The organism is Arthrobacter alpinus (assembly GCF_900105965.1).
GTDB lineage: Bacteria > Actinomycetota > Actinomycetes > Actinomycetales > Micrococcaceae > Specibacter > Specibacter alpinus.
Window position 1 is genome coordinate 1,924,429 of sequence record NZ_FNTV01000001.1, and the last position, 26,018, is coordinate 1,950,446.

General features: G+C 62.8%; 21 protein-coding genes, 3 tRNA genes and 1 pseudogene. 7 read left to right on the forward strand and 18 right to left on the reverse strand.

All coding sequences use genetic code 11. The features are described 5' to 3' along the window. The first annotated feature begins 61 nt into the window (after positions 1 to 61). On the forward strand, positions 62 to 634 hold the full coding sequence (locus BLV41_RS09030) for a M23 family metallopeptidase (protein ID WP_074711407.1): 573 nt from the start codon (positions 62 to 64) through the stop codon (positions 632 to 634). A 35-nt stretch (positions 635 to 669) separates the two neighbouring features. Here the strand turns inward: BLV41_RS09030 and BLV41_RS09035 are convergent, their stop codons facing one another. The 6 genes from BLV41_RS09035 to BLV41_RS09060 form a co-directional block, all read right to left on the reverse strand. Then, positions 670 to 1,866 carry an acyl-CoA dehydrogenase family protein gene (locus BLV41_RS09035; RefSeq protein WP_074711408.1) on the reverse strand — a complete coding sequence of 399 codons (1,197 nt, stop codon included), beginning with the start codon at positions 1,864 to 1,866 and terminating at the stop codon, positions 670 to 672. A gap of 173 nt (positions 1,867 to 2,039) precedes the next feature. Beyond that, positions 2,040 to 2,113 (reverse strand) — tRNA-Ile (locus BLV41_RS09040). A gap of 81 nt (positions 2,114 to 2,194) precedes the next feature. After that, complete coding sequence (locus tag BLV41_RS09045) at positions 2,195 to 3,400, reverse strand: glycosyltransferase (protein ID WP_074711409.1); 1,206 nt, start codon at positions 3,398 to 3,400, stop codon at positions 2,195 to 2,197. 43 nt (positions 3,401 to 3,443) lie between these two features. Next, positions 3,444 to 4,343 (reverse strand): DMT family transporter, encoded by a 900-nt coding sequence (locus BLV41_RS09050; protein ID WP_044570699.1) that lies wholly within the window; start codon positions 4,341 to 4,343, stop codon positions 3,444 to 3,446. Continuing rightward, on the reverse strand, positions 4,340 to 4,945 hold the full coding sequence (locus BLV41_RS09055) for a CDP-alcohol phosphatidyltransferase family protein (RefSeq protein WP_244516806.1): 606 nt from the start codon (positions 4,943 to 4,945) through the stop codon (positions 4,340 to 4,342). Before BLV41_RS09055 ends, BLV41_RS09050 begins: the two co-directional genes overlap by 4 nt. A gap of 149 nt (positions 4,946 to 5,094) precedes the next feature. Beyond that, positions 5,095 to 5,934, reverse strand: a complete 840-nt coding sequence (locus BLV41_RS09060) for a phage holin family protein (protein ID WP_244516808.1) — start codon at positions 5,932 to 5,934, stop codon at positions 5,095 to 5,097. Positions 5,935 to 6,249: 315 nt separating this feature from the next. On the opposite strand from BLV41_RS09060, the gene BLV41_RS09065 reads away from it, so the two are divergent. After that, positions 6,250 to 7,470 carry a multidrug effflux MFS transporter gene (locus BLV41_RS09065; RefSeq protein ID WP_244516810.1) on the forward strand — a complete coding sequence of 407 codons (1,221 nt, stop codon included), beginning with the start codon at positions 6,250 to 6,252 and terminating at the stop codon, positions 7,468 to 7,470. A gap of 71 nt (positions 7,471 to 7,541) precedes the next feature. Here the strand turns inward: BLV41_RS09065 and BLV41_RS09070 are convergent, their stop codons facing one another. Genes BLV41_RS09070 through BLV41_RS09090 form a run of 5 tightly spaced genes read right to left on the reverse strand, consistent with a single transcriptional unit; the run spans position 7,542 to position 11,695 of the window. Beyond that, a complete protein-coding gene (locus BLV41_RS09070; protein ID WP_074711411.1) occupies positions 7,542 to 8,234 on the reverse strand; it encodes a RibD family protein in 693 nt (230 codons plus the stop codon). Beyond that, positions 8,227 to 9,201 carry a lysylphosphatidylglycerol synthase domain-containing protein gene (locus tag BLV41_RS09075; protein ID WP_074711412.1) on the reverse strand — a complete coding sequence of 325 codons (975 nt, stop codon included), beginning with the start codon at positions 9,199 to 9,201 and terminating at the stop codon, positions 8,227 to 8,229. The genes BLV41_RS09070 and BLV41_RS09075 overlap by 8 nt, the downstream gene beginning before the upstream one ends. 1 nt (position 9,202) lies before the next feature. Then, a complete protein-coding gene (locus BLV41_RS21650) occupies positions 9,203 to 10,285 on the reverse strand; it encodes a glycosyltransferase family 4 protein (RefSeq protein ID WP_074711413.1) in 1,083 nt (360 codons plus the stop codon). Next, on the reverse strand, positions 10,282 to 10,680 hold the full coding sequence (locus BLV41_RS09085) for a 6-pyruvoyl trahydropterin synthase family protein (protein ID WP_074711414.1): 399 nt from the start codon (positions 10,678 to 10,680) through the stop codon (positions 10,282 to 10,284). The genes BLV41_RS21650 and BLV41_RS09085 overlap by 4 nt, the downstream gene beginning before the upstream one ends. Before the next feature lie 4 nt (positions 10,681 to 10,684). Beyond that, positions 10,685 to 11,695: a zinc-dependent alcohol dehydrogenase gene (locus BLV41_RS09090; RefSeq protein ID WP_074711415.1), complete on the reverse strand. Its 1,011-nt coding sequence runs from the start codon at positions 11,693 to 11,695 to the stop codon at positions 10,685 to 10,687. Positions 11,696 to 11,826: 131 nt separating this feature from the next. Here BLV41_RS09090 and BLV41_RS09095 point away from each other — a divergent pair, with 131 nt between their 5' ends. Then, positions 11,827 to 14,301, forward strand: coding sequence for a CDP-alcohol phosphatidyltransferase family protein (locus BLV41_RS09095; protein ID WP_139244261.1), 2,475 nt, complete (start codon positions 11,827 to 11,829; stop codon positions 14,299 to 14,301). Here BLV41_RS09095 and BLV41_RS09100 read toward each other — a convergent pair. The 4 genes and pseudogenes from BLV41_RS09100 to dnaG form a co-directional block, all read right to left on the reverse strand. Beyond that, the gene (locus tag BLV41_RS09100) at positions 14,219 to 14,611 is read right to left on the reverse strand and encodes a hypothetical protein (protein WP_074711417.1); all 393 of its coding nucleotides are present in this window, start codon (positions 14,609 to 14,611) and stop codon (positions 14,219 to 14,221) included. The genes BLV41_RS09095 and BLV41_RS09100 overlap by 83 nt on opposite strands. A gap of 164 nt (positions 14,612 to 14,775) precedes the next feature. Continuing rightward, positions 14,776 to 14,848 (reverse strand) — tRNA-Asn (locus BLV41_RS09105). Positions 14,849 to 14,967: 119 nt separating this feature from the next. Next, positions 14,968 to 15,043 (reverse strand) — tRNA-Asn (locus BLV41_RS09110). 61 nt (positions 15,044 to 15,104) lie between these two features. Beyond that, positions 15,105 to 17,077, reverse strand: a pseudogene (gene dnaG / locus BLV41_RS09115) (DNA primase). Between the two features lie 202 nt (positions 17,078 to 17,279). Between dnaG and BLV41_RS09120 the strand changes: the two are divergent. After that, positions 17,280 to 17,615, forward strand: coding sequence for a hypothetical protein (locus BLV41_RS09120; RefSeq protein WP_074711418.1), 336 nt, complete (start codon positions 17,280 to 17,282; stop codon positions 17,613 to 17,615). 8 nt (positions 17,616 to 17,623) lie between these two features. Here the strand turns inward: BLV41_RS09120 and BLV41_RS09125 are convergent, their stop codons facing one another. Both BLV41_RS09125 and dusB read right to left on the reverse strand, forming a co-directional pair. After that, positions 17,624 to 18,898, reverse strand: coding sequence for a deoxyguanosinetriphosphate triphosphohydrolase (locus BLV41_RS09125; protein ID WP_074711419.1), 1,275 nt, complete (start codon positions 18,896 to 18,898; stop codon positions 17,624 to 17,626). A 160-nt stretch (positions 18,899 to 19,058) separates the two neighbouring features. After that, positions 19,059 to 20,240, reverse strand: coding sequence for a tRNA dihydrouridine synthase DusB (dusB, locus tag BLV41_RS09130; RefSeq protein WP_044577969.1), 1,182 nt, complete (start codon positions 20,238 to 20,240; stop codon positions 19,059 to 19,061). Between the two features lie 274 nt (positions 20,241 to 20,514). Between dusB and BLV41_RS09135 the strand changes: the two genes are divergently transcribed. The 3 genes from BLV41_RS09135 (at position 20,515) to BLV41_RS09145 (ending at position 24,252) form a co-directional block, all read left to right on the forward strand. After that, positions 20,515 to 21,264 carry an ATP-binding cassette domain-containing protein gene (locus BLV41_RS09135; protein ID WP_074711420.1) on the forward strand — a complete coding sequence of 250 codons (750 nt, stop codon included), beginning with the start codon at positions 20,515 to 20,517 and terminating at the stop codon, positions 21,262 to 21,264. Beyond that, complete coding sequence (locus tag BLV41_RS09140) at positions 21,264 to 23,612, forward strand: YhgE/Pip domain-containing protein (protein WP_074711421.1); 2,349 nt, start codon at positions 21,264 to 21,266, stop codon at positions 23,610 to 23,612. The genes BLV41_RS09135 and BLV41_RS09140 overlap by 1 nt, the downstream gene beginning before the upstream one ends. Before the next feature lie 67 nt (positions 23,613 to 23,679). Next, the gene (locus tag BLV41_RS09145; RefSeq protein ID WP_074711422.1) at positions 23,680 to 24,252 is read left to right on the forward strand and encodes a TetR/AcrR family transcriptional regulator; all 573 of its coding nucleotides are present in this window, start codon (positions 23,680 to 23,682) and stop codon (positions 24,250 to 24,252) included. Positions 24,253 to 24,376: 124 nt separating this feature from the next. Here the strand turns inward: BLV41_RS09145 and mgtE are convergent, their stop codons facing one another. Further along, positions 24,377 to 25,735, reverse strand: a complete 1,359-nt coding sequence (mgtE, locus tag BLV41_RS09150) for a magnesium transporter (RefSeq protein ID WP_074713216.1) — start codon at positions 25,733 to 25,735, stop codon at positions 24,377 to 24,379. Between the last annotated feature and the right edge of the window lie 283 nt (positions 25,736 to 26,018).

The window sequence follows — 26,018 nt, forward strand, 5'->3', positions numbered from 1 at the left end:
TCTTGGCCACATTTTCCCTTAGGGCGAGGCGCGGGTCGCGTTTCAGGGCGACGCTGGTCTTATGAGCACTTTGTCCGCGTTTCACACTTTTCGATACTTGGCAGCAGCCCTTCTTGCGCTGGTCACCTTGCCGGCTCCGGCAGCACTGCCGGCTTCGACCATCGCGTCCGAACTTTCCAGGGCTGCCGCTCCCCTGCCTGCGTCTTTGGCTTGGGGGTGGCCCCTGGAAGGAGTTGCTGCCGTGATTCACCCTTTTGATCCACCAGCTCAGCCATGGCTGTCTGGCCATCGCGGCGTGGACTTGGCCGCTCCACAAGGTGCAGACGTTCTTGCACCCACGGCCGGAGTGGTGACTTTCTCCGGCGTCGTGGTTAGTAGGGAGGTGTTGACCATTGCCGTGGATAACGGTCTTCGCTTGAGTTTTGAGCCTGCCATCTCACAGCTCAAGGTGGGCGACTCCGTGGTCCGCGGACAAGTTGTTGGCACGGTCTCGGGGCCCACTCATTGCGATGGAGGGGCGGCCGGTGTGGTTAGCTGCCTTCACTGGGGTGTGCGGCGAGGCGAGGAATACCTTGACCCACTGCAGTTCATCATGGACCTACGCCCCTCGGTGTTGCTGCCGTTAAACAACTGAACCTCCCACGCGGGGAGGTTCAGTCGCATACCGATCTAGACGATTGCAGAGATTCCCGTGATGGCCCGGCCGGTGACCAGGGTATTGATTTCGTAGGTGCCTTCATAGGAGTAGATAGCCTCGGCGTCTGCGAAGATCTTGGCCATTTCATAGTCGGTGACGATGCCGTTGCCGCCGAGCAGGTTGCGACCCATGGCGACGGTCTCACGCATGCGAGCCGTAGTGAAGGCCTTGGCCAGGGCCGATTGCTCGTCCTTGGCCAGACCTTGATCCTCGAGCTGGCCCAGGCGGACCATCATGCCCATGGAGCTGACGGTGTTGCCGAGCATCTGCACCAGCTGATCCTGGACCATCTGGAAGGAAGCAATGGGGCGGCCAAACTGCTGACGTTCCACGGCGTAGCGGCGGGCAACATCGAACGCCGCCAATTGCTGGCCTACCGCCTGCCATGCGACTGCAAGTCGGGTGACCTTCAGAACCTTGTTGGTATCGCGGAAGCTATTGCCGCCGGCGAGCTTGAACTCGTGCGGAACAACCACGTTATCTAGCAGAATGTCGGCGTTCTGGACGGTGCGCAGGGCGATCTTGTTTTCAATCTTCGTGGCACTGTAGCCGGGTAGCGAGGTGTCCACCATGAATGCCTTGACCTGATTGTCGGCTACATCGCGAGCGTAGATGACAACCCAGTCGGAGAATGTGGCGTTGCCGATCCAGCGCTTGGCACCGTTGAGGATCCAGTTGTCGCCGTCGCGGACGGCCGTGGTCCGGGTACCGCCAGCTACATCGGAGCCACCCAAGGGTTCGGTCAAGCCGAAGGCGCCGATCTTTTTCATGGCGTAAATATCCGGCAGCCAGGCGGCCTTTTGCTCTTCCGAGGCCAGCGCCTCAATGGAGCCGGTGAACAGACCGTCATGAACGCCCATGAAGGTGGCAATGGAAGCATCTGCGCGAGTGAATTCTGCGTGGACAATGCCGGCGAAGACATTGGAGTAGCCCTGATGGCGGACCGGGCTCATGAGGTTGGCCTCAGCCAGCTTGGGAATGAGCTCCATGGGGAATTCGCCGCGATTCCAGCAATCAACGGCAATGGGCCTGACTTCCTTGGCCAGGAAATCACGGATCTCCTGCAGACGCTCCCGCTCCTTCTCGGAGAGCAGTTGCTCGAATCCGTAGAAGTCACCATCGGCGTAGGGAAGGTTGTTTAGGTCTACAGCAGCCTTGGGCACGGGCATTCCTTTGCTTGAACTCATCATTGAACAGTCATCACTCGGCCGGCGCCGAACATGTTACTCACCAGTAACATACAGTACGGGCGTGACCTGAGCAACATTCAAACCCACACTGAGGGTGGCTGTTAACGCAAAAAATCCCCGGAATCGTTATGATTCCGGGGATTTTGTACATGTAGGGCCACTCGGACTTGAACCGAGGACCTTAGGATTATGAGTCCCGCGCTCTAACCAGCTGAGCTATGGCCCCATGCAAGAGGTTCTCCCTGCCGCCAGCATCAAAAATGCTGTGCCAAGGAAAAGCACTCCCACAATACTAATGGGTCAAGACTTAAACTGCGTGATCCTCGTAGCTTCCGCCACGATAAATGTCCTCGAAGGTGTCCAGGGTCTTTTGCAACCCGTGGCGGGAAACCTTGTTGTGACTGGCGACTCCCATAGCCGCGCGATCCTCAGGTGACAAACGCATGATCGTGGTGATCTTCTCCGCGAGATCATCCTTGTCGTTGGGCCGGAACAGATAGCCGTTGACGCCGTCTTCCACCAGGTGGGGCAACGCCATGGCGTTGGCCAAAACCACGGGTGTTGATGCACTCATGGCTTCCAGCGTCACGAGGGATTGCAGTTCGGCGGTGCCTGGCATGACGAATAGATCGGCCTTGAGGTACACCTCGCGCAGTTCTTCATCACTGATCAGACCGGTGAAATCCACGCGATCGGCCAGGCCGAGTTTCGCTGCCTGGGCCTTCAATGCTGCCTTGACTTCGCCGCCACCGACCACCACAAGGTGCAGGTTTAGGTCGGCCGGAGTCGCGGCGATGGCATCGATGAGGACGTCAATGTGCTTTTCTTCAGCCAAACGGCCCACAAAGGCGATGGTGGGATAGGGGTTGCGCGGCGGCGTTTCGCCCTCTGCCAATTCATAGTTGCCAGCTTCGATGCCGTTGGACAGCGGCAAAACTTTTCGCAGGAAGGCGTGCTCGTGCATTGCTTTTGCAGCCAGCGGAGTGGGCGTGGTGACAACATCGGCACGGCTCATGACCTTGCCCATGTCACGCCAGGAAACCCTGCCGACTATGTTCTTGAACCACTGCGGGAATGGCAGGAACGGGTTCAGGTTTTCAGGCATGAAGTGGTTTGTGGCAACAATTCGGATGCCGCGACGGGCAGCCTCATAGACTACGTGCTCGCCGATCATGTAGTGACTCTGAACGTGAACAACATCCGGCTTGATCACGTCAAACATGGTGGCGATGTCCTTCTTGATTTCCCAAGGAAGGCTGATCCGGAAGTACTCATGCGTAGGCACTGGACGTGACCGCAACCGGTGAACTGTGGCTTCGGTTCGCTGCTCGGTAAACATGGGACCGCCGTCGGGGCGGCAAGCCATAACGTGCACGTCGTGGCCGCGGGCAGTCATCCCGGTAGCGAGTCGGAAGCAAAACTGCGCCGCACCGTTGATGTGGGGTGGATAGGTGTCGGCCGCGATCAAGATTGTAAGCGGCTTTTGGGCGCTATCGCTCGGCGTGGATGTCACGTTTTGAACTCCTGATGGCTGGTTTGCCGACCAGTGGGCGGCGTTACTTACGTTGTTCCTTCTTCGCAGCTTTACGCTGCTTCACCACGTCAGGATGGTGCCTAGACAACGCGATTACCCCAACGATAGCAAGTAACGCTGCTCCAGCCATGGCAATCGCCACGACAGGCGGCACATCGTCACGAAGCTCACCCAAAATGATGATGCCAATGGCAACACCAACCATGGGATCGATCACGGTTAGCCCGGCGATCACCAAATCAGGCGGCCCACTGGCGTACGCACTTTGGACAAACCAACTGCCCAGACCACCGGCCGCAGCAATGGCAATGATCGAATACCACTGAACGTTGAGTAGAAAAAGGCCGTTCGGGTCAAAGATCTGCTTGGAGATGATGCGTGTCAGAACGGCTACAAACCCAAACAAAACACCGGAGCCAAGGATATAAAAGAACGCTTTCAGACGATGCTTGAACAAGACCAGGCACCCGCCAAAGACAATGACGACGGCGGCCAGCAACAGAACCACCGTCAGCTCCTGATCGGGATCGACGTGAGTGTTTTCACGAACAACATTGACGGCCATGAGCACAAACAAGGCGCTTCCGGCCACGCATGCAGTAATGGAAACTACCGTTGCACGGTTGAGCCGGATTCCCTGGTCCCGCGAATTAACGATGGTGGTGATAACAAGGGCGATGGCGCCGATGGGCTGAATTACCGTCAAGGTCCCCAAGGTGAGCGCAACAACGTTGAGAACTGTTCCGGCACCCAACAACAACAGCCCGAGCACCCAACGCGGGTTGCGCAGCAGACGCAGGAATCCCGACCCACCCAGGGCCAGGCCGCCTGTGTTGTTTTGCACCGCGCTGCCTTGGCGCTGCGCCCCGAAGGCGAGGAAGAATGCGCCCGCCACGGCGCAAAGGACGGCAATCCACATCATTGGCGGCCCTGCCCGGGTGCTTGATGGCCAGAAGAATCAGTGGAGTTGGTGTCATCCGGCCCGGGCAGGTGCAGTTCACGGTGCTTCGCCATGACGGCAACAAAGTACTGGCTGAAGGCAATCACGTGCATCACCATGCCGGCGCCAAGGAATACCCAGGCCAGGACAAAGGTGAAGTCAGAGTCCAGTGCCTTGGCGAGCAACAACATGGGCGTGCCAATCATCAGGGCAGCCGTCCGAGTCTTGCCCAGCATGGTGACCTTGAGATCGGCGTCTCCCCGGAAAAAGTACAGCGTAACGCTCAGCAGAACGACGTCGGGAATCACCAAGAGCAGAAGCAACCACAAAGGCAGAATGTGGGCTACCACCAAGGTGATCGTGACTGCTACCAGCGCCACCCTGTCCGCGAGCGGGTCCATGATGCGGCCCAGTTGCGAGGTTTGGTTGAGCTTGCGAGCTACGAAACCGTCGATCCAGTCGGTGCAGCCCATGATTGCCAGAACAAATACCCCCCACCCATATTCGTGGCGCGAAAGCACGAGCCAGACAAATAGCGGTGTGCCGAGAAACCTAACTACGGTGATGAGATTGGGGATGGTCATGATCGCATTGGACTTCTCCGGGCGCATACTGGAACTTCCGGACATCTCGGTCACCTCCCTGCTCGTCGTTTGTGCCGGATCGATCGGCACAAGGTACCGCTGACGGTGCAGCGGCGTAGGTTCCGCGCACAAGGCAACGGCGGATGGAGCTACTTCTTGACTAACTTTCGCAGCAACAGCACGCAGGCAGTGGCCGACACGGCCAAAACTGCCAGCGGCTTCCAGCGCTCTTTGACGGTATCGAGGGCTTGACCCACGGCACCGGATGCTGCCTGGTTGACCGATTCCTTGGCCCTGGTCTTGGCGGTATCAATGAAATACGTTGCCTGCTTCTTGACGTCCGCTTCGCTGACGAGGTCCTCACGCAGGCTCAGCAAATGCTCGCGGCGCGCCGTAGTTCGCTTGATCAGCTCTTCCGTGGTGGCCTTAGGACCTCCCTCGGCGTCCTTGGCGGCGCGTTCCGCGGCGGCCCTGGCCTTGGCGGCCTCGGCTTCTTCCTTTGCCGCCTTCTTCTCTTCACGCGTCAGGGGTGCGGGGTCCAGGGTAGCCGGATCAAAATCGCGGCCCTCCTTAACAATGCCTAGATCGTGGCGAATTCCGCGCCACGCGTGCTCGGGGAGCAGCGGCAGCAGGGACTTGAACTTCTTGTAGGCAACCAAGGCGCTAATACCGATAATGATTAGGAGCCCGGCACTGACAATGAGCGCAGAGAGCCACAACGGGAGAACCGTGCCAAGTCCTGCAATCGCAGCCACCACAAGTGCAATCACCAAGAGGGCAATAAACACCACAGCAACGGCAGCGAAAACGGCCACGCCACCTACCCGGGATTTTTTATCCCCGAACTCCAGCTTGGCTAGGGCAATTTCATCATTGAGCTGTCGCGGCACCAGCCGAAGCGATGTCTTAACAGCATCGATGAGCACCGAACTTTGTGCGTTCGGGTGTTCACCCGCTGCGATATGCGCATCTTTTTGCACATCCGTCACTGAGACCGCCTCCGTCGTGTGGGTGGACCAGCCCAAATAGACCGCACCAACCCAAAATCTTTGCAGGCCCACGTCCCGTGGGGCTGCCGTACTGTCAAAATTACCATCCGAGGCACAGCGGGCGGGCAGGCACGGGCGGTGGCCATGTTGCGGAATAGTAAAGGACCATGAAGTGTTGTCGGTTCCGGGAGCTGTCATGAAACATTTCAACGTCCGCAAACACGGATGTTTATTGGCACTAACATGATCCATTGGGCGGCCTATCCGGGGCGGTCCACACCCGCGCGCACATCACAGCCATTGAGGATTCCAGTTTTGACCACCACCGCTCATCCAGGCGATGCCCTTTCCCGTCGACAAAAAATCATCTACGTCGTGGTCCTGGGGTTACTGACCGCCTTGGGCCCCTTCACGATCGACCTTTATCTGCCAGCTTTCCCGATTATTGAACACGAGATGGGCGTCACGGCCACCGCCGTCCAGTTGACCCTGACGGCCACCACGATCGGTTTCGCCGCTGGCCAGCTGGTGGTTGGCCCCTTCAGCGACAAGTTCGGGCGCCGCATGCCACTAATTTTGGCAACTGCACTGCACGTTGGCGCCTCGATTGGTGCTGCCATGTCCACCGACATCACCATGTTGGGTGTTTTCCGCGTATTGCAGGGTATTGGTGCTGCCGGCGGCGGCGTGGTTGCCATGGCAATGATCCGTGACCTCTTCGGCGGTTACCGCTTGGTCCGCATGCTTTCCTACATGTCCTTGGTCAACGGCATGGCACCAATTCTGGCGCCCGTGATTGGCTCGCAGCTGTTGGGCATCATGGACTGGCCGGGGATCTTCTGGTTCCTGGCCGGCTACGGGGCGCTGGTGGTCGTCGCCGCCTTTGTGTTCATCATTGAAACCCTGCCGCCGGAAAAGCGCCAGTCCGACGGCGTGAGTGTCGCCGACCGCTACCGGGCCGTCTTCAGTGACAGGATCTTTGTGGGCACCCTCTTTGTAGGCGGGCTAAATTTTGCAGCGCTTTTCACCTACCTCTCAGCGTCCACGTTCCTTTTTCAAAAGACCTACGGCTTCACACCTCAGGAGTACGGCTACTTGTTCGCGGTGAACTCCCTTGGTGTGGTGGCCGGCGTCCAGGTGGCGTCACGGATTATGCGCCACACGGGGCCACAGTGGGTCATTGCCTGGGCCACAACAGCCCAAGTCGCCGCCGCAGCAGCCATGGTCATCTGCGATCAGCTCGGAGCAGGCCTGCTGGGCGTCATCATCCCGCTTTGGTTCTTCATCTGCGCCACAGGATTCATGTTCCCCTCCGTCCAGGTCATGGGGCTGGCGCGCAACGGCAAGCAGGCTGGCACCGCAGCATCCTTGCTTGGAGCGGCAACCTTTGGCTTCGCGGGGCTGATCACTCCCGTGGTGGGACTGGTGGGAGTCAAGACCGCCACGCCCATGGCCCTGATCATGGGTGGCTCCATTCTGCTGGCCATGGCTGCGCTTTGGTTCATCGTCAAGCCGCGCACGGTTCCAAAGATCTAGCCAACGGCACCAAGGGAGGCGGGCTTGCGCATGGCGCAGGCCCGCCTCCCTTCGTTTAATGGACCGCCCTTTCAGGGGCCCTCGAACCGCTCCGACATCGCATACCGCAGCAGTACGGCACTGCCCATGGCCCTGGCCTCCACGAGCGAGGCGGGCCGATCGGCATTCCAGGGGAACGCGCCGTCGAACACCAGCCGCGGCGCTTGGGCGTCACCCACGAAGAACGGGGCCACCACCAGCTGGAGCTCGTCGGCCAGCCCCTCGGCAAGGAACTGGGTGAGGATGCTCTGCCCACCCTCCACCATGAGTCGCCGCACGCCGCGGGCATGGAGGTCCTCGCTCAAGGCGGCCATCCACACGTGCTCACCGCCGTCGACCACGGTGGCCAGGGCACCGAGCCGTGCCCGTGCCGCGGCCACGCACGAACTCGCGCAGTACACAATCCGCCCGGCCTCCCCCGCCGTGAAGAACCCCGCGGCCGGGTCAAGCTGCGCACCGCCGGTCACGGTGACCTTCAGGGGCGACGGCGGCAGCCCCCGCTCCGACCGCCGCCCCTGCCGAGAACCGCTGCGCACCAATAGCCTTGGGTTGTCGCCGCGGATGGTGCCGGCACCCACCATGATCGCGTCGCACGATGCCCGGACGGCATCCACCCGGTCAAAGTCGGCAGCGTTGGACAGCAGCAGGCGCTCACTCGTGGCGTCATCGATGTGGCCGTCGATCGACATGGCCACGCTGAGCAGGGTGTACGGGCGTTCAGCCATGCCGCACTCCCCCAGCAGCGCCCTGCCCGCGACGCATCGGGACGCGGTGCCTGTCCCGATGCAGCCACGCGACCAGCAGAACCACAGCCCCGGGCAGGCAGGCAGCCAGGGACAGCACGCCATAGACGACGGCGGCGCTCACCCCCTGTGCGGCGCCCAATCCCGCCGCCATGAAGGCCCATGCCGCCGCACCTTCCCGCGGCCCCCAGCCTGCAATGCTGGCCGGAACCGACATGGCCAGCAGCACCAACATGGCCAGCGGCAGCAGTTGCGCAGCCGTTGCGGTTGCTCCGGCAGCACCGGCCGCAATGAGGAAGATGGCCGTGTGCCCGGCAACAGCCCCAGTGGAAGCCAACACAATGCCCGGTGCCGCGCGCCGCGTCAGCAATCCGTGGCGGAGGTCGGAGGCCACTGCCGGCAGGACGCGTGCCCACCACCGGGCACCGGAGCTCGGCGGCCACAGGAGAAGGGCGGTCAGGGCGGCCGCAAGGGCCAACACGATCCACGCCAGGACCGCACCGAATCGGTGCAGGGGGGACGGCAGCAGTGTCAGCACCAGCACGGCCAGCAGCAGCTGCACGCCCTGTCCGGCGGCGCGATCCCACGCCACGGCCCGCAGGCCGCCGCCGACGTTCCCGTCGCGGCTGCCCTGGTCGACGCCGCGGTGGATGTCGCCCAAAATCCCGCCAGGCAGCACGGAGTTCAGGAACTGTGATCGGTAATAGGCCGCCACGGCAGGCCCGAAAGGAAGGTATTGGCCCAGCCCCCGGGCCACGAGCTGCCAGCGCCAGGCACAGCACAGGGTAGTGCCCAGGGTGATCACCATGGCTGCGGCTACAGCCCGTGCGTCCACGGCCATGATGCCGTCGATGAAAGGTCCCGAGCCGAGTTTCCAGACCAAGGCGGCCAGCACGGCGGCACCCACCAACGTCTGAAGCCATCCCAGCAGCACCCTCCGCCCGGGCATGTCAGTGCCGAACCTTTGCGCGTTCAGGGGTGGTGGCCAGCGGTTCGAGCAGGCCGGCCAGTGTGGCCGCGGCAGCGTCCCAGCTCGGCAGCGTGTCCCGGCGTTCCAGGGCAGCTTCGCGCAGGGAGCGCCGCAGCACCGCGTCCTCGAGCCAGCGGCGAAGTGCCCCGGCGAGCGCGGCGCGGTCTCCTGGCGGTACCAGCAGGCCCGGCACGGAACCCGAGGAGCTTTTTCCCAGTGCCTCCGGCACGCCGCCGGTGTTGCTGGCAAGGGCGGGGAGCCCGTGCGCCAGTGCCTCGGCTACCACCATGCCGTAACTTTCCTGTTGGGAGGCCAGGATCAGGGCATCAGATGCCGTGTACCTGCGGCCAAGGTCCGCCCGGGTGAGCGGCCCCGACCAGTGCAGCCGCTCCGCGATGCCTGCATCCTCGGCCTGCTGGCGCAGTTTGTCCATCAGTCCCGGTTCCAGGTCCGCGGCACCGGCAAAGCTGCAGCTCCAATCAAGCCCGGCCACCTCTGCAAGGGCATCGATCAACACGCCGTGGCCCTTGTTGGCCGTCACGGCCGCGACGCACAGCAGCGCTCCGCCACCTGATGTCCCCTGCGCCACTGGTCCCCGGTCAGTGCCTGGCTCCAAGACCAGGATGCCTTGGGGTGGGACGCCGTGCCGGGCCACGATCTTGTCCCGGGTCCAGTCGCTTGTGGTGACCACGGCCGCCGCCTGGCGCAGTGCCGCACGTTCGAGCGCAAGCCGCGGGCCGACGTCGTCCGCGGAAGCCAGCAGCATGTGGACTAGCACCACGAGCCGCACCCTGGCTGCGGTCGCGGCCGGGACGGCGCTGGCCAGTGCCACCAGGCTGTCCACGAGCACCACGGCTCCGTCCGGCAGGCCTGCAAGCAGCCGCGGGAGCGCCCCGGCGTCGCAAGGAGCGGGCCTGGGCCAGCTGCCGGGCAAATGGTGTTCCACGACGTGCCAGCCCCCGGCGGCCAGTGCCGTCGCGATCCTCCGGTCAAAGTAGTTGCCTCCGCTGGGCCGTGACGGGTTGTCGATGCCCGCGGGGACCACCAAGTGAACGGTTGTCACAGGGCACGCTCGTAGCTGGCCCAGGCGATGTGCGACTCGCGCAGGGTCACGGTGACGCCTGCGAGCCCGGACGCGCCGGGGCCAAATGCGCCGGCGTGGATCCGCACGGCAAGGCGGTCCGCAACTGTCTTGGCGAGCACCTCGGTGGTGGTGTTGATGCCGGCGAAGTCACCATCGTCGTCCAGGTTGCGGTAGCCCAGCGCCTCCACGATGGAGCGCAGCTCGGCTGCGGCGGTGCCGATGTCAACCACTGTGCTGTTGGCGTCGAGCTCCTCACGTGTGAACGTTGCATCGATGATGTAGGTGGCCCCGTGCAACCGCTGGGCCGGGCCGAACGCCTCGCCGTTGAAGCTGTGGGCGATCATCATGTGGTCGCGGACGCTCACGCTGAACATGGCATCACCTTTCCGTTCCGGCCGGGGCGGGCACGGCTGCTGGGTTGTCCGGGACCGCTGTGCCGTTCGCGGACGCGGTTCCGTAAGAGATGGTGTGGCACAGGGCATCCAGCCGTCCGTCGGCGAGCCTGGCCATGACGTCCGGAAGTTCGCTGAACCTTGAGGTGCCCGTGGTGAGCGCATCAAAGGCCGGGTCGCGCAGCAATTCCAGCGCCAGCTCAAGGCGGCGCCCCTGGGTGCGGTTGCGCCTCCGGGCCGGGGCCACCGACCCCACCTGGCTGGAGCGGATGGCGAGCCGTGAGGAGTGGAAGTTTCCGCCGAGGTTCAGCGTTGCGGGGGCGTCTCCGTACCAGCTCAGTTCAATGACTTCCCCCTCGGGTGCCAGCCGATCCAGGCAGAGCTGCAGCCCTGCGGAACTGCCGCTGGTGTGGAAGGCGAGGTCCCAGCCCGCTGGCCCTCCGGCGTCGTCCGGCAGTGAGAAGCCCGCTCCCATGGCGGCAGCGACCGTGGACTTGGCCGGGTCCACATCCACAAGCTCCACCTGGACCCCGGGAATGCCGGCCAGCAGACGCGCAACGGCACAGCCCACCATGCCTGCGCCCACCACCCCGATCCTGTCCCCCACCATCGGCGCCGCATCCCACAGGGCATTCACGGCAGTCTCCACGGTGCCGGCGAGCACGGCGCGGCGGGCAGGGACGCCGTCGGGCACCACATGGACCGCGGATTCGGGCACCACATAGGCGCTTTGGTGCGGAAAAAGGCAGAACACGGTACGGCCCAGCAGCCCCACCGGACCCTGCTCCACAATGCCCACATTGAGGTAGCCATACTTCACGGGGCCGGGGAAGACTCCGGACTGGAACGGGGCTCTCATGATCTCCCGCTGTCCGGCAGGCACGCCGCCGCGGTGCACCAGCATTTCACTGGCCCGGCTGATGCCGCTGAACAAAGTACGGACCAGGACCTGCCCGGGTTCCGGATCGGCCAGCCGCTCGGCGCGGATCAATCCCATGCCGGGCTCCTGAAGCCAGTAGGCAAGCGCGTCTCGGTCCACTGGGCTCACATCCCTGGCTCGAATTTACGGGTTCGGCCCCGCAATTGCCCCTATCCTAATACTGTTGGGGTTCTTGGGTTGGAGGAACAGTGCGAACTGTGCACCACGGTCCTGCCGCTGGCTTCGCATGCCAGGTGTTGCTGCTGGCTGCGCTGGCGGCAACCATCGGCCTGGGCTCCGCGGGCTGGGTCACGGGCTTGGTGTACGCAATGGCCGTGTGGGCCGTGCTCGCTTCGGCGCTCATGAAGCGCGGTTTCGGGTTCGGCCCGGCCGACTGGGTCACGGCATTCCGCGCCGTCCTGGCCGGCGGCGCTGCCGCCCTCGTGGCCGATTCCTTTTACTCACCCATCGCATTGCCGGCCCTCATTGCACTGTCCGCAGGCACCATCGTGCTCGACGCCGTGGACGGCAAAGTTGCCCGCAGCACGCGTACGACGTCGGCACTCGGCGCACGCTTTGACATGGAAGTTGACGCTTTCCTCATCCTTGCACTGAGCGTCTATGTGGCACCCGGAGTGGGCGGCTGGGTGCTGTTGATCGGTGCCGCCCGGTACCTGTTGGTGGCCGCTGGCTGGTTCCTGCCCTGGCTGCGCGCTTCAGCCCCGCCCCGTTATTGGAACAAGGTGGTGGCAGCAGGGGTGGGCATTGCACTGACCATCGCGGCCGCCGGGGTGCTGCCCAGTCCCCTGGCGGCCGGCATGCTACTCGCGGCCCTGGCGATACTGGCCGAATCCTTTGGCCGGGAAGCCTGGTGGCTGTGGCGGCACCGCAGGGAGCACCCGGGAAAGGTCGCCGTGCCGCCGCGCGTGTTGACCATCACGGCCGCCGTGGCCGTCTGGTGTGTTCTCTCCGCGCCGGCAAACCTGGCGGCGACAACACCGGCGGCACTGGCCACCATCCCACTCGAGGGAATCGTGCTGCTCAGCGGGGCCCTGTTCCTGCCGGCGCGCCTGCTGAGACCCTTTGCTGTGGCGGGCGGGCTGCTGTTGGCGGGCCTGCTGGTTATGAAAGCACTGAACACCGGCTTTGAATCGACTTTTGGGCGCGGTTTTGACCCCGCCAACGACTGGTACTACCTGGGCCCCGGGGCTGGCGTTCTGGGTGACTCGATCGGGCAGGCTGGGGCCATCGCCATTGTGTGCCTGGCAGTGGCGTTCGTGGCCACCTCGCTGTTCCTGATGCCCCGGGCCACGCTGCGGCTGGTCCGGGCCGTGGCCGGAAACCGCAGGGCTTGGCTGCGGCCCTGGGCCGTGCTCGGCGCGGCCGGGCTGCTTGTTGCGGCGGCGGGGCTGGCATGGGCGCCCGGAGCGCCGGTGGCATCCGGCGGCTCATCCGGCTTTGTCGCAAGCCAGGTACGCCAGCTGCAGCGCGACCTGGCCGACAGGGGTGCATTCGCCGAAGAAATATCCCACGACCCTTTCTTCGGATCTGGCAGCGGGGCCGCGGGACCGCCCACTACCGGCGGAATGCCGGTCGCCGGCGGAGGGCAGGCTGCGGGAGGGCTGCTGTCCGGGCTCCGGGGCAAGGACGTGCTGTTCGTGTTTGTTGAGAGTTACGGGCGGTCCGCCGTGGAGGGGTCTTCCTTTTCCCCCGGCATCAAGGGCGTGCTCACGGCCGGAACCGCCCAGCTGGAGGCAGCGGGCTTTGCTTCACGGAGTGCGTTCCTGTCCTCGCCAACGCTGGGCGGTGCCAGCTGGCTGGCCCATTCAACCCTGCAGTCCGGGGTGTGGGTCAACAGCCAGCAGCGCTACAACCAGCTGCTCACCAGCGGACGGATGACCCTGTCGGGTGCGTTCCATAAAGCGGGCTGGCGCACCGTCTTCGACATCCCTTCGAACAACACGGACTGGCCCCAGGGCAAGGCCTTCTACGGCTTTGATGCGCTCTACGATTCACGCAATGTGGGGTATGCGGGTCCCAAGTTCAGCTATGCCACGATGCCTGACGAGTATGTTTTGTCGGCATTCCAGCAGCTGGAGCTTTCCCCGGCGCCGCGCTCCCCCGTTATGGCCGAGCTGGACCTGGTCTCAAGCCACACTCCATGGACACCGCTGCCTGAGCCCGTGCCGTGGGGTGACGTTGGCGATGGCAGCGTGTTCAACGGCATGCCCGAGCGCGGCACCACCCCGGAGTCTGTGGCCGGCGACACGGTAAGGGCGCGCGCCCTCTACGGCGAGTCGATCGAATATTCGCTCAATACCGTCTTTTCCTTCGTGGCCGCACACCCGGACCCGGACCTGGTCTTGGTGGTCCTGGGCGACCATCAACCAGCCCCTGAGGTTTCCGGCGGCATTGGCGGCCACGACGTTCCGGTGTCGATCATTTCCGCGGATCCGGCAGTGCTGGCAGGAATCTCGCCCTGGGGCTGGCAGGATGGCATGCTGCCGGCCCCCGACGCCCCTGTGTGGCCCATGAGTGATTTCCGCGACAACTTCATGGCAGCCTACAGCGGCAACGCCACAAGCCGTGACTCAGCTTCCTTCACCGAAGGTGGGAAGCCGCCGATGCCCGCGGCGCCAGGGGATGCCGGCGCTCAAGTGCCAGTCCCGCGAGACCCAGGATGATGGCAGCAATTTCCACGCCGGCGGCCGTGAAGATGATCCAACCGGTCCAGTGCTCGTGCACACCAAAGAGGCCAACAGTGGCGGAAATGATGAAGGCGCCGAGCGTCGAGGCACCAAAGAGCACGGTCAGGGCCAGGGGGATCCAGTGCCGCCAGAAAAGCAGCAGCAGGGCGATGACCACGCCGCCGCCAAAGTTCAGCAGCATGGCGGGAGCCATTAAGGCATTGTCCCTGAACACGACCCACCATTGTTCAAGGTGGATAAGGGCTGAAACAAAGACGACCACAGCAGCCAGGATTCGTATCAACATGGCCGGGCTCTCCTTCTGTCGACAAGAGGACTTTACAGGACAGGTGTGGCGAACCGCGCCTGATTCCCAGTTTATTCCTGATGGCTCGCCGGAAGAAGAGTCAGCCCGGAAACGCAAAAGAACCTCCGCATTCACATGGAATGTGGAGGTTCTTTTGTAGGATGCTCCCCCACCTGGACTTGAACCAGGAACCTTTCGATTAACAGTCGAACGCTCTGCCAATTGAGCTATAGGGGATTGAAGCGATATAAATCTTAGCAGCAAATACTGATAAAAATCAAAACCGCGATTTTCTCCGCACGAGAACAATAAATTGTCTCCGGTCTACAACGAGACCGGAGACAATTTTTTGCCTTTGGCTCCCCCACCTGGACTTGAACCAGGAACCTTTCGATTAACAGTCGAACGCTCTGCCAATTGAGCTATAGGGGATCGTGCAGGAACAACAATAACAAAGGCTTGGCCCTTTGTGAAATCGAGTGTCCCTGTGGCGCTACTGGTCTCCGCGAAGCTGCCGGCGGGCCGTTTCCAGCTCCATCAATTCCCTCTGTAGAAGTTGGTAACTCTCGGGGTCGACCAACGGATCCATGCGCTGCAGGGCCCCGAGCCGCTCTTCCTTCAGCCTGGTGATCTGCAGTTCGAAGAGCCTGTTTAGAATGTCCCGGCAGTAACGCGTGAGCGTGTCCTCACCGGTTGCTGGAAGAGGGCTCAGTGCCAGCTCTGCGACCAGTGACTCCAGCTCAGGTGGAACATTCGCACGAACCGCCTCCAGCCACTGGGAGGAGGCCACCTGCGACTCCCCCGCCAGGCCAAGACCTTGCTGCAGTGCCTTGTAGGCAGGAATCACAAACTCCGTCGCGGCAAAATGCTGCCAGTTTCCGGCTGTCAAGATCCCCGGATGCTGCAGCACAACCTCCAGTGCTTCCCGCTCCATCCGTCCTTGGGGATCTCGCGGGTCGGGGCGCGCAATGGTTGGTCGAGCCTCAGCCTGTGGCATGGCGTCATTCTGGGCCTGCTCGTGCTGCGGTGCACGCTGAGACCCACCCTGCGGCGCGCCTTGGCTGCTTCCCTGTTGATGCCCGACGGCGGGAGTCGCCTGCCCGTGGCCGGCCCCCTTGGTTTCGGGTTGGTTGTGCAACCTGCGCTCCGCTGTCTTGACGGCCTTCAGGACCTCATTGGGATCGGCCATCCCCAACCACCCGGCCAGCTCTTGGCTGTAGCCCATCCTGGTGGATCCGTCACGAATGGCGGCCACCACGGGAGCGGAGGCGCGCAGTCCGCTCACTCTTCCCTCCACGGTGCTCAAATCAAATTTGGCCAGTGTGGAGCGAATGGCGAATTCGAAGAGCGGGCGCCGCGATCTGATGAGCCCATGAACGGCCTCATCGCCCTTGCGTTGGCGAAGTTCGCAGGGGTCAGCGCCGGATGGTTCAACGGCAACATAAGTCTGTGCCGTGAAGCGCTGGTCTTCATCGAAAGCCTTCAATGCAGCCTTCTGCCCGGCCGCGTCGCCGTCGAAGGTGAACACCACTTCCCCGCCGCTGCCGTCATCGGAGAGCAACCGGCGCGCCACCTTGATGTGCTCTGCGCCAAAGGCTGTTCCACAGGTTGCCACGGCCGTGTCCACACCAGCCAAATGGCAGGCCATCACGTCGGTGTAGCCCTCAACAACCACCAACTGGCGTTTGGAGGCAATATTGCGTTTGGCCAGGTCAATTCCGTACAGGACCTGGGATTTTTTGTAGAGCGTTGTCTCCGGGGTGTTGAGATATTTGGGTCCCTGATCATCCTCAAACAGTTTCCGGGCACCAAAGCCTACGGTGTCCCCGGCAATATCCCGGATGGGCCAGATGAGCCGGCCGCGGAAACGGTCATAAATGCCACGGTTGCCCTCGGAAAACATTCCGGTCAGCTTCAATTCATCCTGGGTGAAGCCTTTGCCCGTCAGGTGCTTCAGCAAGGCATCCCAGCCCTGGGGGCGAAGCCCACACCAAAACGCTCGGAAGCCTCGCGGTCAAAGCCGCGTTCGCTGAGAAACTGTCGTCCCGTGGCGGCAGCCGGGGTGAGCAACTGCTCGCGGAAGAACTCCCCGGCGATCTTGTGTGCGTCCAGGAGGCGTTGACGGCGGCCGATGTCTTCCCGGCGCGGGCCGGTGCCACCATCCTCATAGCGCAATTCATATCCAATGCGCCCGGCAAGTTTCTCCACGGCTTCGGAAAATGAAATGTGGTCCATTTTCTGAATGAAGGAAATAACATCGCCGCTTTCCTGGCAGCCAAAACAATGGAAATATCCCATTTGTGGGCGCACGTGGAATGAGGGGCTGCGCTCATCATGAAAAGGGCACAATCCCTTGAATGATCCAATTCCCGCCGATTTCAAGGTGACGTAGGCGTCAACAATTTCCTTGAGGTCGGTGCGCGTTCGCACTTCATCAATATCTTCACGTTTAATCAACCCAGCCACACTTTCAGTTTACGGGAGATTCCCCCGGGCAGGGGCCGCCCACTTGCGCCTGTGGACAGCCCGCTGGTGGCAGGAATCACCACGCTGACGGCCGGTGTGCCACCTTTGCCGCAGATAGAATTAACTGGCCCCCAACGGCGCGGACTTCGGGTCGGATGACACCCGAAAATCACTCTTCACGCCTCTTCCAGGGAGCCCCACCTTGTTCCACGCCACACGCCATAGTGTCGGATCAGACATTCTTCTGGCACGTCACGGCAGCGCCATCTCTTCCCTTCGGCTTGACCGCTCTCGCGGCCAGGTCGTGGCACGGCTCACCGACGGATCGTTCGACACCGCTCCCAATCTGATCGATCCCGCTCTGCAGATGCCGGGCCGCCATGACGACGACACCAAGGTGGTTGCGATCGCCGTTGCCGCGGCCGTTGGCCTCTCGGTACTCCTCACATCAGTAATCGCGGTTGTCTACTCAGTGGCCACACCCGATCAGCTCGATAGCATCACGACCATGATGGCCGGATACACGCCCGCTCTGTAACGTTCCCGCTAGAGGAGTGTCCGTTCCATCCCCACGAGGCGCTCATGCAGCGCAAGTGCCGAAACATCTGTCAGTGAAGCGATCTGGTCGATAACCACCCGCAGCCGGGCGTCGTCGTCGTTTGCATCCCGCCAATCGGCAGCAAACATGGTCTCAAGATGGGCGTCGCCGCTCGCGCTGAGAACCGCTACAAGCTCGCTAAGGATGTCCTGCTGGCGCTGATAAATGGGCTGGCGATGGTCTGTTGTCATGACGAAGGTTGTGGCAAGTCCCTTCATGACGGCAATTTCCAACAGGGTTTCGTGAGGCACAACGACGTCGGCCGCGTATCGTGCCAAACGGTCGGTCCCGTAGATGGCCCGCGTGGCGCCGACTGCACTCTGGCAGAAGCGGCCGATCAGCTGGCTCGTCATGTCCTTCAGCGCCGCCATGGAGCGCCGGCTGCCGTCGGCGTGCCGAACCCACACGTTGGTGGCCTCCAACCGGCGAAGCGCCGCATCGATTTCTGCCGTATCCACGGCGGGCAGGTACCACTGCTGGGTGTATCCCAAAACGCGGTTCCGCTGGTCCTGATTGGACAGCCACTTTAGCTGCACGTGCCCGGCGACAATGGCATCCTCCACGTCATGGACGGAGTAGGAGATGTCGTCCGCCAGGTCCATGACCTGGGCTTCAATGCAGCTCTTGCCTTCCGGAGCGCCCCGGCGTAGCCATTCAAAAACCGGGAGATCGTCGGCATAGGCGCCAAACTTGCTGGTTCGCAGCCCGCCAATCAGGGGCGCGTCCTGGGCAAGCCAGGGGTATTTTGCGGAGGCGTCCAGTGAGGCACGGGTCAGATTCAGGCCGGCCGAACCGCCGTCGGCCGTGAAAACTTTTGACTCGAGGCGCGTCAACAGGCGCAGCGTCTGGGCATTGCCTTCGAATCCGCCAATGTCATGGGAGAGCTCGTTGAGCATCGATTCGCCATTGTGGCCAAAGGGCGGGTGGCCGAGATCGTGCGCCAAGCAGGCCGTGTCAACAACGTCGGGATCGCAACCGAGGGTTCGTCCCAGTTCGCGGCCAATCTGGGCCACTTCAAGGCTGTGGGTCAGGCGGGTGCGGACAAAGTCATCCGTGTCAGGAGCAACAACCTGGGTCTTGGCACCGAGACGGCGCAACGCCGACGAGTGCAGCACCCGGGCCCTGTCGCGTTCAAACACCGTGCGGAAGCTGGTTTTTGGAGCCTCCTGAACCCAGCGCTGTTGATCGTGGGGCAAGTACACTGGCTGCGAATCGGAGGACATATCCCTAAGTTTAGGGCCAACGGGAGTTAGCTCAGGGACGTTGTGCACAGGTCTCAGATTCACCGAACTTATACGCATCACTTACGGCCAGTCCTGCGTTGGGACACACCTACGTGGAACTGGCCACGAGTGATGCGTATGTGTTCACCGCCGTCGGGGCTTATCCGCCGGAGACGTCCAGCTCGGCGCCGACCAGTTCAACCTTTTGGGAGCCACTGAGCGTCCGGGCATCCAGCCAACCGGCAGGCAGCGCGGTGCGCTTGGGGGTGCCGGCGCGGCCACGGGGACCCTCGGCGTCGACGCCCGGGTAGCCCTCGGAGGCGTCCAGCTGATCGAGCAGTTCGCGCAGGACTTCCAATGTGGGAACTGTGGAGAGCTTGGCACGGAGTTCCCCGCCCACCACATACCCCTTGAAGTACCAGGCCATGTGCTTGCGGATGTCGCGCAGGGCCTTGTTTTCGTCGTCGAAAGTGTCAACCAGCAGCTCCGCGTGACGGTAAACGGCGGCGGAAACCTCGGCCATGCCGGGCTTGTGGCGGGCATCGCTGCCTTCAAAAGCGTTCATCAGATCTCCGAAGAGCCACGGACGTCCCTGGCAGCCGCGGCCAACGACCACACCGTCAACACCGGTCTGGCGGACCATGGCAATGGCGTCCTCGGCACTCCAGATGTCGCCGTTGCCCAAGACCGGCACATCGGGCAATGCTTCACGGAGGCGGGCGATGGCGTCCCAATCTGCCTTGCCCGAATAGAACTGGTTGGCCGTGCGGCCGTGCAGCGCAACCGCGGCAACTCCGGCGTCGCGGGCAATGCGGCCGGCTTCAAGATAGGTCAGGTGGTCCTCGTCGATACCCTTGCGCATCTTGATGGTCAGCGGCAGGCCGCCCTTGGACGCCTCGCGGACGGCAGTCTGCACAATCGAGGTGAACAGGTCCAGCTTCCACGGCAGGGCAGCGCCACCACCACGGCGAGTCACCTTGGCCACGGGGCAGCCGAAGTTCAGGTCGATGTGATCCGCGTGGTCTTCCTCGACCAGCATGCGCACGGCCTTCCCCACGGTTTCCGGGTCGACGCCGTACAGCTGGACGGAACGGATCTTCTCGTCCTCGTCATGGCTGATCAGGCGCATGGACTCCGGGGTGCGCTCCACCAAGGCGCGGGAGGTCACCATCTCGGAGACAAAGACACCACCACCGTGTTCACGGCAGAGCCTGCGGAACGCGGTGTTGGTAATTCCGGCCATGGGGGCAAGCACCACGGGAGTTTCCACGGTGATGTTGCCCAGCTTCAGGGGCGGGAGGTCCAGTTTGGTGTCGCTGGTGGGGATGTCGGTAAGAGTCACCTGACAATTCTCTCAAATCCCGCCAAATTAAGCGCCCGCCCTCCCACGCGAGACAGACCACTGCCGGGCACTCCGCCCTCACACGCCGCAGTTTGGGTGCTCTCACGCTCAGCAACGTGAACAAGCTCACGGCCGAGGAGCGGTCTGGAGCAGACCAAGCGAACCCAAAATGTTGCTAGACTGACTGGTCAGTACAAAGAATTGAAAATGGCAGCCGGGTTTGACGGAGATGGCTCCGCGGATCCGCCAGCCACTCCCGAGAAAAGGAACCACCGTGCAGATTCATGCCACCAACCTTGGGCTGTCAGCGGGCCGCGGCCCTGTTTACGGTCCACTAACTTTTGAAGTGGACGGCGGCCTGAGCGTTTTGCGCGGCGACGCCGGAACCGGGCGCACCTCCCTGCTGCTCACCCTGGCCGGACGTATGAAGCACGACGCCGGAACCCTCACAGTGGGCGGCCTGCCGCTCCCCCGCAACCTCCGCCCAGCCCAAAAGAAGGGCGCCATTGCCGGCTTTGCGGGCATTGACGATCTCGAAGCGTCGGTCACCGTCGGCGCCGCACTGCGCGAACGCCGCGCCTGGTTGGCCCCGTGGTGGTCCATGGTGCACAAGTTCAACGACGAAGCCGTGGCCGAGGTGTGCGCACCCGTCTTTGGCGGGGAACCCATCCCCCGCGCCAACACGCTCATCTGGGACCTCAGCGACACCCAACAATTCCTGCTACGCATCACACTGGCCATGATGTCCAGCCCGAAGCTGCTGCTGGTCGATGACGTTGAACAAATCCGCAGCACCGAATCCCGCGCCGTTATCTGGGATCGCTTGGCATGGATCGCCAGCGGAAGCACCAGCGTGGTCGTTTCGGCCTCGTCCCTGGATGAACGCCTGTGGGAGGAGCTGGATATCCAGCCGAACATCATCGACCTTGGCGCCCACACGGAAGCAGCTGAAGCCAGCGGCGCCGAAACGAACGAATCAACAGACACCGCACCGCTGCACCACTTGATCGAGGAGACCGTTTAATGTTTGCCTTTTTATCCTCCGGCACGGAGCTGAGCCGCTTCAAGCGCGGAAAGCTGCCCAAGATTGCGGTTGCCGTGATGCTGTTCATCCCGCTGATCTACGGCGCCCTTTACCTCTGGGCCTTCGAGGCGCCCGATCAGCACATGGACAACCTTCCAGTTGCCTTGGTCAATCAGGATACGGGTGCGGTGAACGACGGCACCGAGATCAAGGCCGGCGACGAGCTGGCCACCAAGCTGCTGGACGGCATGGACCTGAAATGGGAACAGACCGACGCCGACACGGCAGCCAAGGGCGTGGAAGACGGCAAGTACTACTTCGCCATGACCATCCCCAAGGACTTCTCCGCCAGCGCCGTCTCGGTGGGAACCGACACACCCGTGCAAACCACCCTGGACGTCCAGTTCAATGACGCCAACAGCTTCCTCTCCAGCGTGCTGGGCAAGCAGGCCATGGCCCAAGTGCGCGACGCCGTGTCCGAACAACTGGGTCAGCAGACCTCCTCTGCCCTGCTGGTTGGCCTGCACGACGCCGGCGACGGACTCCGTGCGGCAGCGGACGGATCCGCTCAGGTCACCGAAGGCATCGACAGCGCCAAGTCCGGCGCCGGCAAACTGGTAGTTGGCATGCAGGACCTCGCAGCTGGTTCCATCACCCTCAAAGACGGCGCGTACCAGCTGGCCGACGGGGCAACGAGCCTCTCCACAGGTGTTGACACTCTTGCGAGCGGCGCAGCAACCCTCAATGACGGAGCGTCTTCCTTGTCCACCGGCGCTGGTTCACTAGCCTCCGGTGTGGCCGAACTGAACACCGGCGCCACCTCGCTGGCCGCCGGCAGCAGCACACTGGCAGCCGGCTCCTCGGAGCTGGCAACGGCACTTGCCAGCTCCATCCCGAACGCACAAAAACTCGACAAGGGTGCCGCGTCGCTGTCCGCCAGCGCGGGCACACTGTCCGGAAGCGCCGCAACGATCTCGGGCTCCGCAAGCAAGCTTGCCACCAGCGCCGACACGGTCGCGGCCGGAGCCAGCCAGGCCTCGGCCCAGCTGGCCGCGTTGATTGAATCCACCGAAAACCTGCCTGCCGGCACTCCGGCCAGCGCCTTGCTCGACAGCCTCAAGCAACTGCAACAGCAGGCCGCATCACCGTTGGCCGCCGGCGCAGGTCAGTTGGCCGCAGGAGCCCACCAACTTTCCACCGAGGGCACCACGCCCCTTGCCGACGGCGCCGTCAAACTCGCCGCCGGGGCAGGCGAGGTTTCCACGGGAGTTTCACAACTGGCAGCCGGCGCCAACACGGCAGCCGACGGTGCCGGCAAGCTTTCCACGGGTGCCGCCGCCCTCAATGCGGGTGCGGCCACCTTGGCCCAAGGGACGCAGTCCGCTGCCACCGGATCAGCAGGTGTTGCCGCCGGCGCCGCCCAGCTTTCCGGCGGAGCAGCCCAACTCTCCACGGGCGCCAACTCAGCCAAGGAAGGTGCCGCAGCCTTGGCCACGGGTGCCGGAACATTGAGCGGAGGCAGCTCCGATCTGGCCGACGGCACCGGAAAACTCCTTGACGGCGGTTCCGAACTGTCCAAGGGTGCCGACAAACTCGCTGTTGGAAGCCATGAACTGACCACCAAGCTGAGCGACGGCGGCACGGCTGTGCCGAACGATTCCACGGAGCTGTTGGACCAGAAGTCACAGGTCATGGCTGCCCCCGTTGCCGTCAACCAGCAATGGTCCCATGAGTCCAAGAGCTTTGGTGAAGGCTTTGCCCCGTTCTTCATTGCCCTTGCCACCTTTGTCGGTGCGTTGATTTCCTGGCTGCTGCTCCGCGCCATGCCCACCCGTGCACTTGCTGCCGGCGCCAGCGGTCTGCGGACTGTCATGACGGGTCTGCTCCCGGCGCTGGCCATCGGTCTGGGTCAAGTTGTCATCATGATGGGCGTTCTGCTCTGGGGCCTGGACATGCAACCCGCCTATCCCCTGGCAATGGCGGCGTTCATTTATCTGACCACCGTGGCGTTCCTTGCGCTCCAGCAAATGTTCATCATTGTGCTCGGCACGGCCGCCGGGCGGGTCCTGAGCCTTGTGTTGTTGATGCTGCAGCTGAGCTCCTCCGGTGGAACCTACCCGGTGGAAACCACGCCTGGTTTCTTCCAGGCACTGCACCCGTACATGCCTGCCAGCTACGTGGTGAGTGGACTTCGGGAGTTGATGACTGGTGGAATAGACTCCCGGTTGTGGGCATCGGTGGCATTCCTTGCACTTCTCGCGATCGCTTCGGTGGCAGTGAGTGCCTTCAGTGCAGCTCGCCAACGCGTATTCTCCATCAAGCGACTGCACCCGGAATTGGAGATGTAGGCCCCACGCCCATTTACCGTCTCCGCCGTCTACCCGCCTTGTTCTTCTAAAAACCTAAGGAAATCCAGTGCCCCGCATCTCCCCCACGAAGAAGGCAATCCTGGCCGCCGCACTGGAGCTCGGTGCCCTGAACGGTATATCCGGGACCACCATGGAACAAGTGGCGGAGCGGGCCGGCGTGGCCAAGGGCAGCGTTTACTACAACTTTTCCTCCAAGGACAAGCTGTTTGAGGAGCTGTTGACCACCGGGGTGAGCACGCTGGCCGAAACGCTCTCGCAAGCCCGGCAGTCGGCGGCAGGTTTCGCCGCCATCGAGGCCATGGTCACGGACATGCTGACCTTGATTGCCGAGAATCGGGCCTTGGCCAAGCTGATGGCATCGGAGATTTTCCGCACCGACAGGGCGTGGCAGGATGCGGTGCAGACCCTGCGCCGGGAAGCCATTAGTGAAATCGGCACCGCCTTGGCACCGCTCGTCCCGGCAGATACGTCAGAGCCCAACAGACTCCTGATGGCTGGCGGCATTTTCGGGGCAACCCTCATGGGCGGGCTTGAATGGTTGCTCTTCAGTCCGGAGACCGATGTTGCCGAGGTCTCGGCGGCGATCCTGTACACATTCTCCGGAAAACTCGCCGCGTAACTGGGCCGGGTGGTTGGGCCCACGCCAGCGAGGGCCCCGCTGCGAGCTTGCGAGCAGTGGGAGCGGGTGGGGAGGGGAGTTGCCTTCGAGGTGAAGGTAACTCCCCTCCGTCGTACTTTTGGAGTTAAAGGCCAAGGATGGCGGTGGCAATCAGGAAGTAAATGATCAGGCCGGTCGCATCCACAAAGGTGGAAATGAACGGGTTGGAAAAGACCGCCGGATCTGCCTTGACGGCCTTGCCGAGCAGCGGCATGAGCCCGCCAATGCTGGCGGCCATGGTGCACACGCCCAGCAGGGTCAGGCCAATGACGAGGCCAATCGGCACCGTGAATGCGAGGGAAGCAATCGTGAATCCAAGTGTTCCCAGCAGCAACCCAAGGAAGGCACCAACCCGCACCTCGCGGGCAAACACCTTGAAAACATCGTTCGGGCGCACATCCCCCAGGGCCAAGGCGCGGGTGATGGTGGTGGCTGCCTGATTGCCCGTGTTGCCGCCCGTGCCAATCAGCAAAGGGATGAATAGTGAGAGCACCACCTGCTGTTCCAGCGTTGCTTCAAAGGCGCCGATGACCTGCACCGTGAGCGTTGCCCCGAGCGCCAACACCAGCAACCACACAACCCTGGCCCGCACAATGCTGCCGACCGGGGTGGCAAGGTATGGGCGTCGCAGCGGCTCGGTACCGCCGGAGCGGGCAGCATCCTCGGTCTCGGCATCCTCCAGAATCGCCAGGGCGTCGTCAACCGTCAGAATTCCCACAAGGCGATCCTCGGCGTCAACGATGGGCAGCACCAGCACCTTCGCGTCGGCACAGTAGCGGGCGGCTTCCTCCGCACTTTCCGTGGCCGCAATGCTCAACGGCTTCTTCATGAGCTCGGAGATCAGAGCTGAATCATCGGCACGCAGGACATCGCGGAGGGAGATCACCCCCACCAGGTGGCGGCCAGTGTCGGTGACGGGAATCGTGTAGATGCTCTCGGCGTCGTCGAGCTGGGCCCGTACGCGGGCGAACGTTTCTCCAACGCTGAGATGTGGATGCGTCGTAACAAATTCAGGGCTCATATAACGCCCCACGGCACGCTGTGGGTAGCCAAGGACCGTGCTGGTCAGGGCCCGTTCCTTCTCGTTGAGGCCCAAGATCAACCGGTTGGCGAGCGAGGCGGGCAGTTCATCCATGAGCGCCACACGGTCATCCGGACTCAGCTGCGCAAAAACATCTGCCACCTCCGATTCTTGGAGACCGGAGACAAGATCGGCCTGCAGGGCCGCATCGAGGCGCTCGAAAACCTCGACGGCACGTCCCTTTGGCAAGGTGCGGTAGGACAGTGCCCGCTCAATGGTGTTCAGCCGTTCCAGCTGTTCCAACGTTTCCGAGATATCCAGGGGTGCCAGGGCTTGCGAAACGGCAACGAGGTCCTGGGCGGCAAGTGCCTTGCCGAGGAGTTCTGCGCTGTCGTCAAAGGTCTGGATGGGGTATTTGATCATGATCCGGTTCCCTCCGGTGGGTGCACACGCCACTTTCGCCGCGGCTGTGCAGGCCACGGCGAAATCCGCCATGGCAGGGCCATGGCTGTGTGCAAAAAATGGGTGTTGGCGTCAAGCTCTTGCGACCGCCACCGCGCGGAACCGGGCCTGGAAGGAAGTGCAACTACATGGCCCGAACAAGAAATTCGGGAGTTCTCGCCACAGCGCAGCGTTTACAACACGGCAATCATCCGTGTGCCGCTACAGCTTGGGGAACTATGAGGAGGTTGTCTTCCTTTGGCGC

What these genes read in the sequence shown, in the direction of transcription:
- BLV41_RS09140 (WP_074711421.1), top strand. Translation starts at nt 21,264, where the DNA reads ATGTTTGCCTTTTTATCCTCCGGCACGGAGCTGAGCCGCTTCAAGCGC.
- BLV41_RS09100 (WP_074711417.1), bottom strand. Translation starts at nt 14,611, where the DNA reads ATGTTGATACGAATCCTGGCTGCTGTGGTCGTCTTTGTTTCAGCCCTT.
- BLV41_RS09050 (WP_044570699.1), bottom strand. Translation starts at nt 4,343, where the DNA reads ATGATGTGGATTGCCGTCCTTTGCGCCGTGGCGGGCGCATTCTTCCTC.
- BLV41_RS09090 (WP_074711415.1), bottom strand. Translation starts at nt 11,695, where the DNA reads ATGGGATTGATCCGCGCCGAGCGGCTGGCCGATCCGGAACCCGGGCAG.
- BLV41_RS09125 (WP_074711419.1), bottom strand. Translation starts at nt 18,898, where the DNA reads ATGTCCTCCGATTCGCAGCCAGTGTACTTGCCCCACGATCAACAGCGC.
- BLV41_RS09035 (WP_074711408.1), bottom strand. Translation starts at nt 1,866, where the DNA reads ATGCCCGTGCCCAAGGCTGCTGTAGACCTAAACAACCTTCCCTACGCC.
- BLV41_RS09030 (WP_074711407.1), top strand. Translation starts at nt 62, where the DNA reads ATGAGCACTTTGTCCGCGTTTCACACTTTTCGATACTTGGCAGCAGCC.
- BLV41_RS09075 (WP_074711412.1), bottom strand. Translation starts at nt 9,201, where the DNA reads ATGCCCGGGCGGAGGGTGCTGCTGGGATGGCTTCAGACGTTGGTGGGT.
- BLV41_RS09085 (WP_074711414.1), bottom strand. Translation starts at nt 10,680, where the DNA reads ATGTTCAGCGTGAGCGTCCGCGACCACATGATGATCGCCCACAGCTTC.
- mgtE (WP_074713216.1), bottom strand. Translation starts at nt 25,735, where the DNA reads ATGATCAAATACCCCATCCAGACCTTTGACGACAGCGCAGAACTCCTC.
- BLV41_RS09070 (WP_074711411.1), bottom strand. Translation starts at nt 8,234, where the DNA reads ATGGCTGAACGCCCGTACACCCTGCTCAGCGTGGCCATGTCGATCGAC.
- BLV41_RS09055 (WP_244516806.1), bottom strand. Translation starts at nt 4,945, where the DNA reads ATGACCATCCCCAATCTCATCACCGTAGTTAGGTTTCTCGGCACACCG.